The 15968-nt window shown below is 63.7% G+C and carries 11 protein-coding genes and 1 pseudogene; 2 read left to right on the top strand and 10 right to left on the bottom strand.

The window, feature by feature from the left end; translation table 11 throughout:
• Positions 1-92: 92 nt before the first annotated feature.
• From ACVWYI_RS13405 to ACVWYI_RS13390, 4 genes are read right to left on the bottom strand one after another with little or no spacing between them, the layout of a single operon-like run.
• Positions 93-1406, bottom strand: a complete 1314-nt coding sequence (locus ACVWYI_RS13405) for an MFS transporter (RefSeq protein WP_354105002.1) — start codon at positions 1404-1406, stop codon at positions 93-95.
• A 23-nt stretch (positions 1407-1429) separates the two neighbouring features.
• Positions 1430-1951: a PRC-barrel domain-containing protein gene (locus ACVWYI_RS13400; protein WP_247348267.1), complete on the bottom strand. Its 522-nt coding sequence runs from the start codon at positions 1949-1951 to the stop codon at positions 1430-1432.
• A gap of 21 nt (positions 1952-1972) precedes the next feature.
• The gene (locus ACVWYI_RS13395) at positions 1973-4177 is read right to left on the bottom strand and encodes an amylo-alpha-1,6-glucosidase (protein ID WP_247441268.1); all 2205 of its coding nucleotides are present in this window, start codon (positions 4175-4177) and stop codon (positions 1973-1975) included.
• A 56-nt stretch (positions 4178-4233) separates the two neighbouring features.
• Positions 4234-5997 carry an ABC transporter ATP-binding protein gene (locus ACVWYI_RS13390; protein WP_247348263.1) on the bottom strand — a complete coding sequence of 588 codons (1764 nt, stop codon included), beginning with the start codon at positions 5995-5997 and terminating at the stop codon, positions 4234-4236.
• Positions 5998-6272: 275 nt separating this feature from the next.
• Here ACVWYI_RS13390 and ACVWYI_RS13385 point away from each other — a divergent pair, with 275 nt between their 5' ends.
• On the top strand, positions 6273-7343 hold the full coding sequence (locus ACVWYI_RS13385) for a glycosyltransferase family 4 protein (RefSeq protein ID WP_456650829.1): 1071 nt from the start codon (positions 6273-6275) through the stop codon (positions 7341-7343).
• A gap of 78 nt (positions 7344-7421) precedes the next feature.
• Here ACVWYI_RS13385 and ACVWYI_RS13380 read toward each other — a convergent pair whose 3' ends face one another.
• From ACVWYI_RS13380 to ACVWYI_RS13360, 5 genes and pseudogenes are all read right to left on the bottom strand, one after another.
• Entirely contained in the window at positions 7422-9353 is a 1932-nt protein-coding gene (locus ACVWYI_RS13380; protein WP_456662290.1) for an alkyl/aryl-sulfatase, read from the bottom strand.
• A 124-nt stretch (positions 9354-9477) separates the two neighbouring features.
• Entirely contained in the window at positions 9478-10719 is a 1242-nt protein-coding gene (locus ACVWYI_RS13375; RefSeq protein ID WP_456664519.1) for a TRAP transporter large permease, read from the bottom strand.
• 306 nt (positions 10720-11025) lie between these two features.
• Positions 11026-11256: pseudogene (locus tag ACVWYI_RS13370) on the bottom strand (TRAP transporter small permease); the annotation flags it as partial.
• A 347-nt stretch (positions 11257-11603) separates the two neighbouring features.
• On the bottom strand, positions 11604-12617 hold the full coding sequence (locus ACVWYI_RS13365; RefSeq protein ID WP_247441263.1) for a DctP family TRAP transporter solute-binding subunit: 1014 nt from the start codon (positions 12615-12617) through the stop codon (positions 11604-11606).
• Between the two features lie 211 nt (positions 12618-12828).
• Entirely contained in the window at positions 12829-13599 is a 771-nt protein-coding gene (locus ACVWYI_RS13360; RefSeq protein ID WP_456662289.1) for a methyltransferase domain-containing protein, read from the bottom strand.
• Between the two features lie 157 nt (positions 13600-13756).
• Here ACVWYI_RS13360 and ACVWYI_RS13355 point away from each other — a divergent pair, with 157 nt between their 5' ends.
• Positions 13757-14500 carry an SDR family NAD(P)-dependent oxidoreductase gene (locus tag ACVWYI_RS13355; protein WP_247348254.1) on the top strand — a complete coding sequence of 248 codons (744 nt, stop codon included), beginning with the start codon at positions 13757-13759 and terminating at the stop codon, positions 14498-14500.
• 366 nt (positions 14501-14866) lie between these two features.
• Here ACVWYI_RS13355 and ACVWYI_RS13350 read toward each other — a convergent pair whose 3' ends face one another.
• Positions 14867-15928, bottom strand: a complete 1062-nt coding sequence (locus ACVWYI_RS13350; RefSeq protein WP_456662288.1) for an isocitrate/isopropylmalate dehydrogenase family protein — start codon at positions 15926-15928, stop codon at positions 14867-14869.
• Positions 15929-15968 lie beyond the last annotated feature (40 nt).

Genomic DNA, 15968 nt, shown 5'->3' with positions numbered 1-15968 from the left:
AGCGAGGACCGACAATCCGCGAGGCCTGTGGCAATTCGATGAACGGCGATGTTCTCACCCGGCCCGATCCTACGACGCCCCGGCTGATTGGTTCAGCCGGCTATTTCTTTTGGCGCAATCATGCCCTTGCGCCGGGTCTCCGGCATCACCATCAGGATCAGCAGAAATCCCGTCGCAGCAATGCTTGCCAGCCCGAGGAAGGCGGTGGCATTGCCAAACTTGTCGCTGACGTAGCCGCCGAGCGCGGTGCTCAGCGATGCACCGATGCCCGTTGCCGTGCCGACGATGCCCTGCGCAAGATTGAAATGGCCGCTGCCGAAGGCGACGTCAGCCACGATCAGCGGGATCATGACTGCGAATACCGCGGCGGTGAAGCCGTCGAACACCTGCACCAGCACCAGCAAATAGGGATCGCGCACGGTGGCGAACAGCAGGCCGCGGATCGCCAGCGCGCCGAACCCGATCAGCAGCAGCGGCCGGCGACCCCACGCTTGCGCCTTGCGTCCGACCGTCGGCGACAGCAACGCCACGATCGCCTGCGGCACGACGATGCAAAAGGCGACCAGCACCGTCGCCCACTGGGCCGATCGCGCCGTCACCGCGCTCGCCATCAGCGGCATCATCGACGCGTTCGCCAGTTGCAACAGCAAGACGCTCAGCGCAAAGACGATGAGCGGACGCTGTCGGATCAAGTGCCAGATATTGGTGTCGCCGCGATCCTTCGCCTCGCGCGGCATTTCGCCGTGGCAGCGCGCGATGTCCACTTCATGCTCGCGGATGCGCGACAGCGCGATCAGAGTGGGGATCGCGAGCAGGAAGGAGACCAGGAACACCGAGCGGCTCGACAGGAGATAGCCGGCCGTGCCCATTACGGCAGCCGCAACACCGTTGCCAAGCGAGGCAAAGCGGGCGTTGCGGCCGAGCCGCTCGCCGATCGCGAACGGTCCGACTAGGCCGAGGCTGATCGCCGCGATCGCCGGCCCGAGCACGCAGCTCGCTGCCGCGTGCAAGGTGGCCGCAGCCACCACCACGGGGAAGATCGGCATCGCCGCATAGGCGAGCGCGCAGCAGCCGATGGTGGCGATGGCGAGGCCCGCGACCAGCCGTTCGGATTTTGCGGCATCGATGATGGCGCCGCCCGGCATCTGTCCGATCAGAGCAACGATGCCGCCGATCGACAGCACCAGGCCGATCTCGACCTGGGTCCATTTTTGCGTTGTGAGGTAAACCGCGATGAAGGGACCGAATCCGGTCTGCACGTCGGCAAGAAAGAAGATGAACCAGTCGAGACCGCGCAGGCTCTGGCGCGACGGTGCCGGAATGCCGGGAGGCAATGGCGCGGCATCGTTGTCGTGCTTAGCGCGGCCCTCGCGATCTGCATGGTTCGGCTTTCTCGACAACAGCACAGGCGGCCATCCCTCCCCGCGCCTCACTGAACCGCTTGCAGCGGTTGCAGGCTGCCGGACGCGCCGAGCACGACCATCGGCGCGTCTTCCTTGTATTCCGGCGCGGCGGCGACCTGCGCCTTGGTCAATTCCAGCGTGATGCTGTCCTTCTTGCTGGCGATCTTGCCGAACCGCAAAGCGTTCCAGTCAACCACGATCTTGCGGCTGCCGACACCGAGGAAGCCGCCGAAATCGATAACTGCAGCGCGGACATGGCCACTGCGATCGACGATGACGTCGACAATGCGACCCATGCCCTCGTTCGCCGCGCTGAGCACGTCACGGCCAAGCACACCATGCGCATCGCTGGCGCCGATGATCGTGACCGACGGCGGTGGCGCGGCATCCTTTGGCGTGACGGGGACCGATGACGCCGGCGGCTGCAGCGTCGGCGGCGCATTCGCTTCAGTTGAAGGCGCGGGCAACTCCTCCGCAGCTCGTGATACGGCGACCGTCAATCCCGCGACGATCACCACGCTCAGGATCAACCATCCGGCGGTACGCATGCACCCTCCTCCCGCGCGCCGCTAGCGCGCCAACACGATCGAGACCTGGATCTGGCCACGCGTGCGCAACACCTCCAGCGCGACGTCCTCGCCATGGCGGCTGACGCGCAGATCCACGCTGGACTCGCCCAGGCGCAGATCGCGCAAAATCACCTCGTGCAGGAACGCCGGCAGACGCGGATTGCGCAGCCGGATCTCTCCGCGCGCCACATCGAACTCGATGCCCAGCGTCGCCTCCAGCAACGTGAACGCGGTTGCGCTGGCCCAGGCCTGCGGCGCGCAGGCGACCGGATAGAGCGTCGGGCCGCGCCGCTTCTCGCGCCGGAAACCGCAGAACAATTCGGGCAACCGGCGCAGGTCCATGTAGGTTGCAGCGTCGAACAGTCCCTTGAAGACGTGCGCGACCGAATGCTTCAGCCCGTAGCGCGCGAGCCCGAGCGCGATCAGTGCGTTGTCGTGCGGCCAGATCGACCCGTCATGATAGGACATCGGGTTGTAACGCACCTCGCCGACAGCGACGGTGCGGATGCCCCAGCCCGAGTAGAAGTGCGGCCCCATCAGATCGGCGGCGACGAGACGGGCGCGATCTTCACGGATCATGCCGCTGAACAGCACCTGCCCGGCGTTTGAGGTCCGTACCTTGCAGGGCCGCTTCTTGCCGTCGAGCGCGAGCGCATAGGTGCCGAGCTCTTCGCACCAGAACGCGGCCTCGAAGCGCTCGGCCAGCGCCTTGGCCTCGGCCTCGAGCTTTTTGGCGAGATCGGGCTTGCCCAGCCGGAGCGCACAGCGCGCGGCGAGCCGCTTGGCGGCAAAGACGTAACCTTGCACCTCGGCCAGCGCGAGATTGCCTTCCGCAAGCTGGCCATCGGCATGGAAGATCGCGTCGTAGGAATCCTTCCAGCCCTGATTGGCGAGGCCCTTTTCCGTGGCTCGCTGGTATTCGACGAAGCCGTCCTTGTCGGGGTCCCCGGGGCCGTCGATCCAGGCCAACCCCGCCTCGATGGCCGGCCACAACTCGGTCAACGTCTTCTCGTCGCCGGTGCGCTCGAAATAGCTTCCGGCGAGCAGCACGAACAAAGCGGTCGAATCCACGCTGCCGTAATACTGAGCGAACGGCACCTCGCGCAGCGCCGCCATCTCGCCGCCGCGCATCTCATGCAGAATCTTTCCGGGCGCCGCATCGTTCAGCGGATCGACCGCCTTGGCCTGGAAATGCGCGAGCCGCCGCAACACGCCCTTGGCGATGCGCGGGTCGACCCACAGCATTTGCAGAGCCGTAATCAGGCCGTCGCGGCCGAACGTCGTCGAGTACCAGGGAATCCCAGCATAGGGATAGCGGCCCTGCGGCGTCTCCGTCATCAGCATGTTGAGGTCGGCCATGGACTGGCACAGCACCTCGTTGAAGATGTTGTTGGATGTCTCGATGCTGGCGGTCCCCATCGTCGATTGCCGCATCTCGCGGCGGTGGGCGAGCAGCCCCCTGAAAAAGCGCGCCGGCTTCTCCGTGATCGGCCGATTGCAGGACACGGCCACGAACAGCGATTTCGACTCATGCGGATCGAGTTCGAGTTGCCAGGTTGCGGCATTCACCGACAACTTCGTCGGGCGCGGGTCGAAATGCAGGCATGTGGTGCGCTCGGCGTCATCAAGACCGCGGTAGTCGAACAGCACGTCGGTCGGGCCCAACAGCCGGCTCGAGCCAATGCCGCGACGCGGACGCCGCTCGCCGCGAACCTCGAACAGATCGGCGAAATCATTGTCGAACAGCAGGGTCAGCCCGAAATTGGCCGGGCGATCGCCGTGGTTCTGCACGCCGATGCGCTGATAGGCAGTGCCGCGCCACAGGAAGATCGTGCGCACGATGTGAAGCAGGTCCTTTTGCAGTACGAGGCTGCCCTCCCGGTAGATATCCGGATTGGTGAGATCGACCGTCAGCGCCGAGTTGTCGTCGCGCAGGTTGGATCCCAGCAGCAACGGCTGGAGATCGTCGAGCACGAGCTCAAGCCTCGCGAGGTAGCGCGTGTCGTGATGGAACAGGCCGTCAGGCCCGCCGGCCGAGGCGCCGATGTCGCCATGGCTGTCAAGCACGATGAAGGTATCGTCGTGCTTGAGCGAACGCCGCGGCCGCGCCGACGGTCCCGTCATCGGAATATAGAAAGGCTGCTCCGCGACCTGGTCCATGGTCCGCGTCACGGAGATGAATTGAGTAACGGCTTCAGCCGACATCAGCAGCTCCCCTGCGCTTGTTTCGACACGCAACCGACTCGAACGCGACTGTTGGTTTACGCGGCGGCCTGCGCGAGCCGGCTCATTTCCTGCGTGACCAGCTCACGATAGGGCCCGTGGCCTTGCATCAGACGTTCGGGTGACCCGTCCTCGATGATCTTACCACCCTTCAACACGATCACGCGGTCGAAATTGCGCAACGTCGCGAGGCGATGCGCGATCGCGATGACGGTGCGGCCGCGCATCAGCCGCGACAGCGCCTCGCGGATCGCTTCCTCGGATTCGCTGTCGAGCGCGGCGGTCGCTTCGTCCAGCAGCAGGATCGGCGCGTCCTTCAGGAAGGCACGCGCTATCGCGATGCGTTGGCGCTGGCCGCCGGACATCTTGACGCCGCGGTCGCCAACCATGGTGTCGAGACCACCAGGCAGACTCTCGACGAAATCGCAGCGCGCCGCAATCGCCGCACGCAGCACCTCGTCGTCGGTGGCGTTCGGGCGGCCATAGCGGATGTTCTCGCGGATCGAGCGGTGGAACAGGGAGATGTCCTGCGGCACGACGGAGATCGCCGCGCGCAGACTCTGCTGCGTCACCTTGGAAATGTCCTGGCCGTCGATGGTGATGCTGCCTTCGTCGGCATCGTAGAAGCGCTGGAGCAGCGCGAACAGCGTCGACTTGCCGCCGCCGGACTGGCCGACCAAGCCGACGCGCTGGCCGGGCTGCAGGCGCAGGCTGAACCGCTCAAAGATCTTCTCACCCCCGGAATAGCCGAAGGTGACGTTGTTGTACGCGATCGCGGCGCCCCTCTTTACCAGCGGCTCGGCGTCGGGGTGGTCGCGCAATTCATGCGGCACCAGCAGCGTGGCGATCGCCTCGGTCAACCGCGCAACGTGCTGGGTGACGTCGACCAGCGCCACCGCGAGATCGCGGGTCGCATTGAGAATGGAGAGACCGAGAGTGCAGACCAGCACGACGTCGCCGGTGGTCGCCGCGCCATCCTGCCAGAGCATGATGGCCCAGGCCATGAGGGTGATTGTGAGCACGACGGTAATGCCGGCATGGATAAGCCGCAGCTTCTCCAGATAGCGCAGGCTGCGACCGCGCGCCGTGAGCTCCCGGTTCACCGTCGCGTCGAAACGCTCATGCTCGTGCCCGATGCCGCAAAAGGCGCGCACCAGCGGCATGTTGCTGATGACGTCGATCATCTCGCCGTCGACGACGGCGGCCTTATCGGCGAAGTCGTCGTGCAGCGGCTTGCCCGCAGCCGCCAGACGGAACATCGCCAGCACCATGCCGCCAGCGATCACAATCAAGCCGAGTGCCATATAGGGACTGACGGTTCCAATCAGAGCGATTGCCGCAACTGTGGCGATGCAGGGCGGCAATACGTTCCAGACGAACATGTTCTCGACGGTAAACACCGCGTTCGAGGTCGCTGTGATGCGGCTCGTCAGCATGCCGGGCATGCGGTCGGAGAAGTAACTCGGCGCGTGGCCTGTCAGATGACGAAATATGTCACGGCGTAAATCACCCGTGACACGCACGAAGGTGAAGCTCGCCGTCCAGCTGGCGATCCGCCAAAGGAAATTGTCGGCGGCGATCAGCGACATGAGTAAAACGAATGCCAGCCATACGCTGCCACCGTGTGAAGTTCCGGCCGTCAGGCTGTCGACGAGGGATTTGACGCCGTACTGCGTGCCTACGGAGCAGGCAACGGCCGCAACGACGGCGGTCAGGATCACGAGATGCGACGCCAGGCGACGCCGGAGATAGCGCAAAACAAAGGCAAATGGCCGGCGCGCGTATCCAGAAAGATGATCCATGTGACTATCGACCCCGTCGTGATGTTTTCAATTTTTCTGTTAGTCGACTGAACATCGACCACTTCGCCTCGGTTCCCGGGCAAACCCATCACGACATGCGGATGCGGACGATCTGCGGAGATGTGATGGCAGCACCGCGACGAGCACCCGACGTGTCCAATAAGTAACCTCTGAGGGAAGGAACTTCGCAAGTGCGGGAACGTTCCCCTGACTGGCATTGCCGGTGCCGCAAAGACTGGGGGTTTCACGTTCATGATCGCAGAGGAGATGGCGAGATGCGCATCGCGCAGGTAGCTCCGTTGACGGAGGCTGTTCCACCCAAGCTGTATGGCGGCACCGAGCGGGTGGTGCATTGGTTGACGGAAGAGCTGGTGGCCCTTGGACACGACGTGACGCTGTTCGCCAGCGGCGATTCGCAGACCTCGGCGAAGCTGGATGCGCTATGGCCGCGGGCGCTCCGCCTCGACGGTTCCGTGCGCGATCCCAATGCGCTGCACATGGTGATGCTGGAGCGGGTGCGGCAGAAATGTGACGACGAGGAGTTCGACTTCCTCCACTTCCATCTCGATTATTATCCGTGGTCGCTGTTCTACCGGCAGCCGACGCCGTTCCTAACCACGCTGCACGGCCGGCTCGACCTCCCGGAGCATCAGCCGGTCTTCAACACCTTTTCGAAGGTCCCCGTCATCTCCATCTCGAACGCGCAGCGGCGGCCGGTGCCGCAGGCGAACTGGGTAAGGACGATCCACCACGGTCTGCCGGAGAACCTGTTGACGCCGAAGCCGGCGAGGCAGGAATATCTCGCCGTGCTCGGCCGCATCGCGCCGGAAAAGGGCGTCGACCGCGCCATTAAGATCGCGACCCATTGCGGGATTCCGCTGAAGATCGCGGCCAAGGTCGACCGTACCGACCAGGATTACTATGACGAGCTGATCCGGCCGATGATCGAAAACAATCCGCTGGTGGAATTCATCGGCGAGATCAGCGATCACGAGAAGTCGGACTTTTTGAGCGGCGCACTCGGCCTGTTGCTGCCGATCGACTGGCCGGAACCGTTTGGCCTCGTCATGATCGAAGCCATGGCCTGCGGAACGCCGGTCGTCGCCTTCAACCGCGGCTCGGTGCCGGAGATCATCGACGAGGGCCTCACCGGCTTCGTCGTCGAGGACGTCCTCAGCGCGGCAGGCGTCGTCGGCCGCCTGCAGCAACTCGACCGCTCTGCCATCCGCAAGCAGTTCGAGACGCGCTTCACGGCGCGGCGGATGGCGCTGGACTATCTCGCGGCCTATCGCAGCCTGGACGAGGAGAAGGCGCCGCGGATCAAGCTGGTGAGCAGCGCGGAGTAGCTTGCTGACCACTCTCGTGCCCCGGCTCTGCGCTGCAACGCCTTTTGCGTTGCAGCGCAGAGCCGGGGCGCGAGAAGCTTATCTCACCTCCGCCCGCTTCGGCTCCACGATCTCGAACATGCGCGGGAAGTCGTCCATCAGGCCCATCAGCTCGGCGAGCCGCATCGGGCTGCCCGATAGCTTGACCTTGCCGGCGGCCACGGCTTCCGGGAAGCTCGTCAGCTTCGCGATCACCTCGTCAAAAGTCGAGCGCGCGAGCGTGAAGCTGGCATCCGCGCCTTCCGCCTGCACGCCCTCGGTATAGGTGAGCGCGGAATTCTCCAGATTGAGCACGAACATCTCGCCGGTGTCGGAAAAGCTCCAGTTCAGCACGATGTGCTTACCTTCCGCCTTCGGCCCGTTGAGGCGGATACCGAGCACGTCCCAGAGCTGTGAAGTACGCAGCGCCGCCAGCGTCTCGCGCGGCATCGGCGGGCGCGCCGGCACCTTCGGCATGCCCTGGCGCAATTCCTGCGCGCCGAACAGATAGGCGTTGCGCCAGGTCGCGCTTTCCGCGGCATAGCCGAGCTGCTCCAGCGTGTCCGCCAGCAACGCGCGCGCCGCCGCATTATCCGGCTCGGCAAAGACGAGATGGCCGAGCGCCTGCGCCACGAAGCGGAATTCGCCCTTGTCAAAATCGACACGCGCCCGCGCGAGAATGGCGTCGGCACCACCCATATATTCGACGTACTTCTTGCCGGATTCCACCGGCGGCAACGGATCGAGATTGACCGGATTGGCGTCATACCAGCCGAGATATTTCTGGTAGATCGCCTTCACATTGTGCCGGATATGGCCGTAATAGCCGCGGCCATGCCAGGCGCCTTCGAGACTCTTCGGCAGTTGGATGGTTTCGGCGATCTCGGCGGCGGTGAGGCCGTGGTTCATCAGGCGGATGGTCTGGTCATGCGCGAATTTGTAGAGGTCGCGCTGCTGCCGGATCATCGTGCCGATGCGGTCGCGTCCCCACACCGGCCAGTGGTGCTGGCCGCACATCGCCTCCGCCTTGCCGTCCCAGAGCTGCAAGGCCTCGCCCAGATATTTCGACCAGGCCAGCGCGTCGCGCACGTCGGCGCCGCGGAACGGCAGCAGATTGTGGAAATTGTGGGTGCAGTTCTCGGCGAGGTTCAACAGCTTGTAGCGCGGGATGAAGAAATGCATCTCCGCCGGCGCTTCGCTGTTCGGCGCCATCTGGAATTCGAATTCGACGCCGTCGATCACGCGCCTGTCGCCGGTCGCCATGATCAAATCGGTCGGCCGCAGCAGCGCCACTGAACCTGCCGCCATCGACTTGCCGAGGCCGCAATCGACCTGCCCGCGCACGCCCTTGGCGAGAAGCGGCCCGAACTGGTACTGCGCCCGGCGCAGCATCGCCGGTCCCGCGATGATGTTCTCGGAGACGGCATGCTCCATGAACAAATTGGGCGCGATGATCGGCACGCGCCCGGTGGCGAGCGCATCCTCCTCCAGCACGCCGCGCGCGCCGCCCCAATGGTCGGTGTGGGTGTGGGTAAAGATCACGGCCGCGACCGGCCGCTGGCCGCGATGCTTGTAGTAGAGATCGAGCGCCGCGCGCGCGCCCTCGATCGAGGTCAAGGTGTCCACGACGATGACGCCGCTATCGCCCTCGATCAGCGTCATGTTGGCGATGTCGAGCCCACGCACCTGGTAAACGCCAGGCACGACCTCGAACAGCCCGTGCTGCATGTTGAGCCGCGACTGCCGCCACAGGCTGGGATTGACAGTCGGCGGCGCCTGCTCGGTCGACAGGAAGCCGTAGGGTTCGAGGCTCCAGACTGTCCGTCCTTGCGGGTTTGTAATCTTCGCGTTGTCGATCGTGCCGAGAAAGCCGCGCGCGGCATCGTCGAAATCCCGCGTGTCGGAAAACGGCAGCGCGTTCAGCATCGCCGTCTGCTGCGCAATGACGGACGCCGTTGCGTCCTTCGGCTCGCTGCTGGACGTGTCTGTCATCTTGATCTCCTCCCGGCCTGTTGCGCGGCATCTAACCGCATCTCGCGGTCGATTGCCATGGCGGGAGGACGGCGTGATGCGTAGCCCCGCGCCCAAAGGCGGAGAGGATGCAGCGTGTTCGCAGCTACATGCCCAACAGCCTGGGCAGCCACAGCGACAGGCCCGGCCAATAGGTCACGACCACAAGGAACGCCAGCATGGTCAGGAGCCATGGCCACACCGCGACCGTGAGCTCGGTGATACCCATCTTGGCGATGCCCGAGGCGACGTAGAGATTGAGGCCGACCGGCGGATGGCACAGTCCGACCTCCATGTTGACCGTCATCAGGATACCGAAATGGATCGGATCGATGCCGAGCTTGATCGCAACCGGAAACAGGATCGGCGCCATGATCAGGATGATCGAGGACGGCTCCATCACGTTGCCCGCCACCAGCAGCAGGAGATTGACGACGAGGAGGAAGCCGATCCAGCCGAGGCCCTGGTCGATCATCCATTGCGCGAGCGCTTGCGGCACGTTCTCGTAAGTCATCAGGAACGAGAACAAGACGGCGTTGGTGATGATGTAGAGCAGCATCGCCGACAGATTTGCCGACGACAGCAGCACGCGCGGCACGTCTCGCAGCTTCAGATCCTTGTAGATGAACACTGCGACGATAAAGGCATACACCGCGCTGACGGCGGCAGCTTCGGTCGGTGTGAACAGGCCGCTGTAGATGCCGCCGATCACGATCACGATCAGCAGGATACCCCAGATCGACTTGCGGAACGCATCGAAGCGCTCGACGAGGGTTGCTTTCGGCATCCTCGGATAGTCGTTACGCCAGGCCCGATAGAACGTCGTGGCGCCGAGCAGCATGGCGAGCACGAGCCCCGGCACGATCCCGGCGATGAACAGCTTGCCGACGGAGGTATTGGTGGAGACGGCAAAAAGGACCATCGGAATCGAGGGTGGAATGAGAATTCCCAGCGAGCCGGAGGTCGTGATCACGCCCGCCCCGAACCGCTTCGGAAACCCCTGCGCGACCATCGCAGGCAGGATCACCGATCCGATCGCCACCACCGTGGCCGGCGATGAGCCGGAGATCGCGGCGAACAGCGCGCAGGCGACCACGCCCGAGAGCGCAAGGCCGCCGTACCAATGGCCGACCAGCGCGGTCGCAAAGGCGATCATCCGGCGTGCCACGCCGCCATGGGTCAGGAAGTTGCCGGCAAGGATGAAGAACGGGATCGCCATGATCTCGAAGCTCTCGATGCCTGTAAACAGCTTCAGCGCCACCGATTCCGTTCGCACGTCGGTCAGCGTGAACATGAAGCTGAGCACGGTCAGACCGAGCGCAATCGAAATCGGCATGCCCGTGAGCATCAACGACAGCAGAAGGCCGAAGACCACGGCGACACGCAGGCCCTGCGGCAGCGTGATCACGTGCGCCGAATGCGCGAAGCACACGGCGACGATCAGGACCGGCAACAGCATCAGGACCCAGCCGAGCGGGCTGCGTTCGTCGCGGGCGACCTGACTGCGCGTGACCGGGGCCGGATGAACCGGGTCTGCCTCGACGCCCTCGACGCCGGCCATGTCGTGATGCGGCAGCTCGCCGGTGCGATAGAACGACCAGGCGACTTGCAGGAAACGGAAGCACATCAGCCCGGAGCCGAGCGGGATGGTGAGATACACCAGCCACATCGGCGCTTCGAGATCGTTGGATTGTTGGCCGGTCTGCCACATCTGGCCGACAAACGCGGCCCCGAAATAGCACACAATGGCGGTGAAAAGGGCGCCGCACATCAGGCCGAAAGTGATGACGCGGCGGCGCGATCCGCCAGGAAGGATGTTGACCAGGACGTCGACGCCGACATGGATGCCGGTGCGTACCCCGTAGGCCGCACCGAATTTCGCCATCCAGATGAACATGTAGATGCAGAGTTCCTGCGCCCAGGACAGGTCGAGAGCGGCAAGCCAGACGAACGCGGCTCGCGCGGGAACGGCCAGCAAGGCCAGGTTGCGCGCCTCCGCCCATTTGGCGATGTCGATCGACAGCCCGGCGCCATAACGGTGCAGCACGGCAACGAAGATGAGCAATGTCGCAGCCGCGATCAACGTCGCGATCAGCCATTCCTCGATATGATTGAGCACACGATTCAGTACACGCAGCAACTTAGTCCCCCAGCTTGGCTCATCATCAAGAGCAACGGCCGGGAGTGCGATCACCCCCGACCGTTATGGTTGTTCTTATAACGGCGCCGGCGTCAGTTCATCTTGACGTCGAGTTCCTTGGCGAGGAGATCGAGCACCTCCTGCCCGACCCGCCCCTTCGCCCATTTGTAGGTCGGCTGCATCGCCTCCTGCCATGCCTTGCGATCGGCGTCAGTCAGATAATGCAACGTGGTCTTGCCCGTCTTCTTGATCTCGGCCAGCGCATCTTCGTTCTCCTGGCGCGCGATCGAGTTGGTGTAGTCGGTCGCCTCGTTCATCGCCTTTTCGAGCTGGGCGCGGATATCAGGCGGCAGGCCCGACCAGAATTTCGAGTTGACGATGACTGCGTATTGCAGATGCGCGTGATAGGACACGGTGATGTCCTTCTGCACCTCGTAGAACTTCTGCGTCAGGTAGTTCGACGCGGTGTTCTCGCAGCCGTCGACCACGCCCGTCTGCAAAGCCTGGTAGACTTCGGAAAACGCCATGATCTGAGGGATCGAGCCCATGATCCGGAGATATTGGTCGGCGACCTTCGATCCGGAGATGCGGAATTTGAGACCCTGGAAATCGGTCGGCTTCATCAGGGCACGGTTAGCGGAGAGCATGTGGAAGCCGTTGTCCCAATAGGCGAGCCCGGTAATGCCCTTGGTCTCGAGCTTCTGGAACAGCCATTTGCCGATGGTGCCCTTCATCGCGTTGGAATAGGTCGCGTCGTCCTTGAACAGCCAGGGCAGGTCGAGCGCCTCGAACTCCTTGATACCGAGCGGTGCGAACTTCGCGGTCGAGGGCGCGAGCATCTGCACCGAGCCGAGCTGAAGCGCTTCGATCTCCTCCTTGTCCTTATAGAGGGTGGAGTTCGGATAAATTTCGATCTTGACCTTGCCGTCGGTGTACTTCTCGGCAAGCTCCTTGAACTTCAGCGCGCCCTTGCCCTTCGGGGTGTCATTGGCGACGACGTGGCTGAACTTGATGACGATCGGGCTCTGGGCCTGGGCCGAGACGGGAGACAAGGCAGGAGCCAAGAGAACAGACGCGGCGGCGACCGCAAGAAGCAGCTTGCGCATAAAGTAACCTCCCAACAACCTCTAAAACCGGGTCTTTTTTGTTTTGCAGCCCAGTTTTGCAGTCCAGTAGTGGCAGCAAACCGCCACCCGAACAACTAGACCTAAGCCCAATTTGCCGCAGCCAAGCTATCTTGACGGCTGCTGAATGCGCAACCCGCCCCCCGCTCCCACTGCCGGAAGCGAGCGCTTATGTCGCATTGCGGCGGTGCAATCAGCCCTTGCGCTGGGCGACCATGAACAGACGCCGGAACGGGAACAGCGTCTGCCCGGCGGCATTCTTCGGATAGGCCTTCGTGACCCGCTCGCCATAGGCCGCTTCGAACGCGGCCTTCTCGTCGCCCTGCAAGATGTCGAGATAGCGCGTCAGCCAGGTCCCCTTGGTCCACTCCTTCACGGGATTCTCGCCTTCGAGCACCTGCAGATATTCGGTCTCCCAGATGTCGATATTGGCCGACATCGGAGCAAGCAGACCGTGATAATAGGCCGGCCCCTTGACCGGCGGCGGCGTGACGAGATGCTCGACCTTGGACCGCCAGGGACCGTTGAGCGCGGTCTCGCCGATCAGCACATGCGAAGGGGCCAGAAAGTTGCGCGGCATCTGCACCGCAAGCATGCCGCCGGGCGTCACCTTCTCCATGACCGAAGGAAACAGTGCCGCATGATTGGGCAGCCAGTGCAGTGCGGCATTGGAATAGACGACGTCATACTGCTTCGTCGGGCGCCAGTGGCCGAGGTCTTCATGGGACCATTCCACGTCCGGTGCTGCCTTGCGGCCGGCGGCAACCATCTCGGCCGAGCCCTCGACACCCGTCACCGTCGCGTCGGGCCAGCGCTCCTTGATCAGCTTGGTGACATTGCCGGCGCCGGCGCCGAGATCGGCGATCGCACGCGGACCAGAATCCGGAATCCGCATCAACAGGTCGACGGCGGGCCGGAGCCGGTGGCCGGAGAATTTCAGATATTGCTGCGGATCCCAGACCATCGCTCGGCGCCTTTTCTTTTTCGTGTTTCCTTCAACGCGGCTCTTGGTTACCACTGCTCGTCCCGGTCGGGCAAATCACCCTGACGGGGACAGGGCAGGAAACGAACAGTAAAACGAACAGCAACAAGCAAAAAAGCAAACAAGAGAGCGTGTGATCATGGACCTCGGGCTCAAATCAAAAACCGCTGTCGTCACGGGCGCGAGCGTCGGCATCGGCCGCGCCATCGCCAAGGGTCTCGCCGCCGAAGGCGTGCGCGTCGTCGGCGTGGCACGCCGCACCGATCTGCTCGCCGAATTGGTGAAGGAAGTCGGCTCCGGCCTGATCACGCCGTTCGAGCAGGACGTGATGGAAAAGGACGCGGCGGAGAAGATTTCGGCCTTTGCGCTGAAACAGCTCGGCCATGTCGACATCCTCATCAACAATGCCGGCGGCAGCCGCCCCCTCCCCGTCGATGCGCCAGACAGCAAATGGGACGAGGCGATCGCGCTGAATTTCACCAGCTACCGCCGCATCGCGCATGCCCTGCTGCCGCAGATGATCGAACGCAAATGGGGCCGCATCGTCAACATCACCGGCAAGTCCGAGCCGGAAGGCCTCAACGCCGCATTCGCGGCGAAAGCCGCCGTGCACGCCTGGGCCAAGGGCCTGTCGCGCGAGATCGGCGAGCACGGCATCACCATCAACTGCATCCCGCCCGGCCGCATCATGAGCGAACAGATCCGCCGCAACTACGCGCCGGACTATCGCGAGCGCTTTGCGGAGGAAGAGATCCCGGTCGGCTATTGGGGCGAGCCGGAAGATCTGGCGGCGTTGGCGGTGTTTCTGGCCTCGCCCGTGGCTCGGTATATCACGGGGACGGTGATCCCGGTGGATGGGGGCTTGCGGAGGTATCAGTTCTGAGGGCGCCGACGAGGCCGAGGCTGCCGGAGAGTTCAGCTTGTAGGATGGTAGAGCGCAGCGAAGCCCATCGACAGCATCCAACGTGACACGCGATGGGTTTTGCAAGTGCTCAACCCATCCTACGCTCTCGAAGCGGACGTCGCGCATTCACGAGGGGCACACACACTGGTCTTTTCCCGATCGGTGTCACCATAGCATCCTGCCAGTGTTTTGCCCGACGGGTCAACGTGATCGCGGCACGGAATGTCGTCGTGACGCGGTTCGAAAATCCCTTATCGATCAAGGGGCCTTCTACTGTGCATGGGCTGTTTTCGCGTTTTTTGTTTTGGCCCCTAAGAAAAAAGCGCAAGGACCCGCAGAAGCACCTCACCCCGCCTGCAAGATCTCCGCGATCGCAGCCCCGGCCGCGATCGTGCCGAGCTTGCCGCCGACGTCGCGCGTCGCCCTGCCCTCGCCGATCGCCGTCGCCACCGCCGCCTCGATCGCTCGCGCGGCTTCCTCGTAACGGACAGCACCGTTCCTCTCGCCATGCCAGGCCAGCAGCAACGCCGTCGACAGGATCAGCGACACCGGATTGCCGACGTCCTGGCCTGCGATGTCAGGCGCCGAGCCGTGCGCCGCCTGCGCCATGGCAAAGCGGTCACCGACATTGAGCGAGCCGCCGAGGCCGAGGCTTCCGGAGAGCTCGGCCGTGAGATCGGACAGGATATCGCCGAACATGTTGGTGGCGACGATGACGTCGAAACGATCGGGGTTGCGCACCACATGCGCCATCATGGCGTCGACCAGGATGTCGTCGACCGCGAGGCCGGGATAGCCTTTCGCCGCCTCGCGGCAGATATCCAGAAACATGCCGTCGCCGATCTTGAGCACGTTGGCCTTGTGCACGATGGTCAGATGCCTGCGCCGCTTCATCGCGAGACGGCAGGCGGCGTGCGCGATGCGCTCGCAGCACAGGCGCGTGATCCGGCGCAGCGAGATCACGACGTCTGGCGTAACCAGCATCTCGCCATTGCCCTGCTCCATGTTGCGGTCGGCGTAAAACCCCTCGGTGTTTTCGCGCACCACGACGAGGTCGAAATCGCCGACCCGGCCGGGCCTCCCTGCATAAGTGCGCGCGGGCCTGACATTGGCGTAGAGGTCGAGGTTCTTGCGAAAGTGCCGAGACGGATTGATCTCGCCATGCGCCTCGTCCTTGAAATCGAACGTCGCGGTCGGCCCCAGGATCAGGCCGTCGGCGGCGCGGACGATGTCGAGCAGCTCGGGACGCACGGTCGTGCCGAACTGATTGAGGCTCGCATGCCCGATCGCGTGCTCCTCCAGCCGCAAATTGAGCTGGAAGCGCTCGGAGGCCGCGCGCAGCACGCCTGATGTCGCGGTCGTGATCTCCGGTCCGATGCCGTCACCGGGCAGAACGACGATGTGCATGGCGATCCCCTGAAATTGCAGCAGCGATCATACGCCGGCG

The sequence above is a fragment of the Bradyrhizobium sp. LB13.1 genome (genome assembly GCF_054056815.1).
Note: the sequence above shows the minus strand (reverse complement) of the source record. Positions and strands in the feature narration are given on the sequence as shown.

Coding starts and splice junctions, on each gene's coding strand:
- ACVWYI_RS13375 (WP_456664519.1), bottom strand. CDS start 10,719: ATGCTCACGGGCATGCCGATTTCGATTGCGCTCGGTCTGACCGTGCTC.
- ACVWYI_RS13390 (WP_247348263.1), bottom strand. CDS start 5,997: ATGGATCATCTTTCTGGATACGCGCGCCGGCCATTTGCCTTTGTTTTG.
- ACVWYI_RS13355 (WP_247348254.1), top strand. CDS start 13,757: ATGGACCTCGGGCTCAAATCAAAAACCGCTGTCGTCACGGGCGCGAGC.
- ACVWYI_RS13350 (WP_456662288.1), bottom strand. CDS start 15,928: ATGCACATCGTCGTTCTGCCCGGTGACGGCATCGGACCGGAGATCACG.
- ACVWYI_RS13380 (WP_456662290.1), bottom strand. CDS start 9,353: ATGACAGACACGTCCAGCAGCGAGCCGAAGGACGCAACGGCGTCCGTC.
- ACVWYI_RS13365 (WP_247441263.1), bottom strand. CDS start 12,617: ATGCGCAAGCTGCTTCTTGCGGTCGCCGCCGCGTCTGTTCTCTTGGCT.
- ACVWYI_RS13385 (WP_456650829.1), top strand. CDS start 6,273: ATGCGCATCGCGCAGGTAGCTCCGTTGACGGAGGCTGTTCCACCCAAG.
- ACVWYI_RS13395 (WP_247441268.1), bottom strand. CDS start 4,177: ATGTCGGCTGAAGCCGTTACTCAATTCATCTCCGTGACGCGGACCATG.
- ACVWYI_RS13400 (WP_247348267.1), bottom strand. CDS start 1,951: ATGCGTACCGCCGGATGGTTGATCCTGAGCGTGGTGATCGTCGCGGGA.
- ACVWYI_RS13360 (WP_456662289.1), bottom strand. CDS start 13,599: ATGGTCTGGGATCCGCAGCAATATCTGAAATTCTCCGGCCACCGGCTC.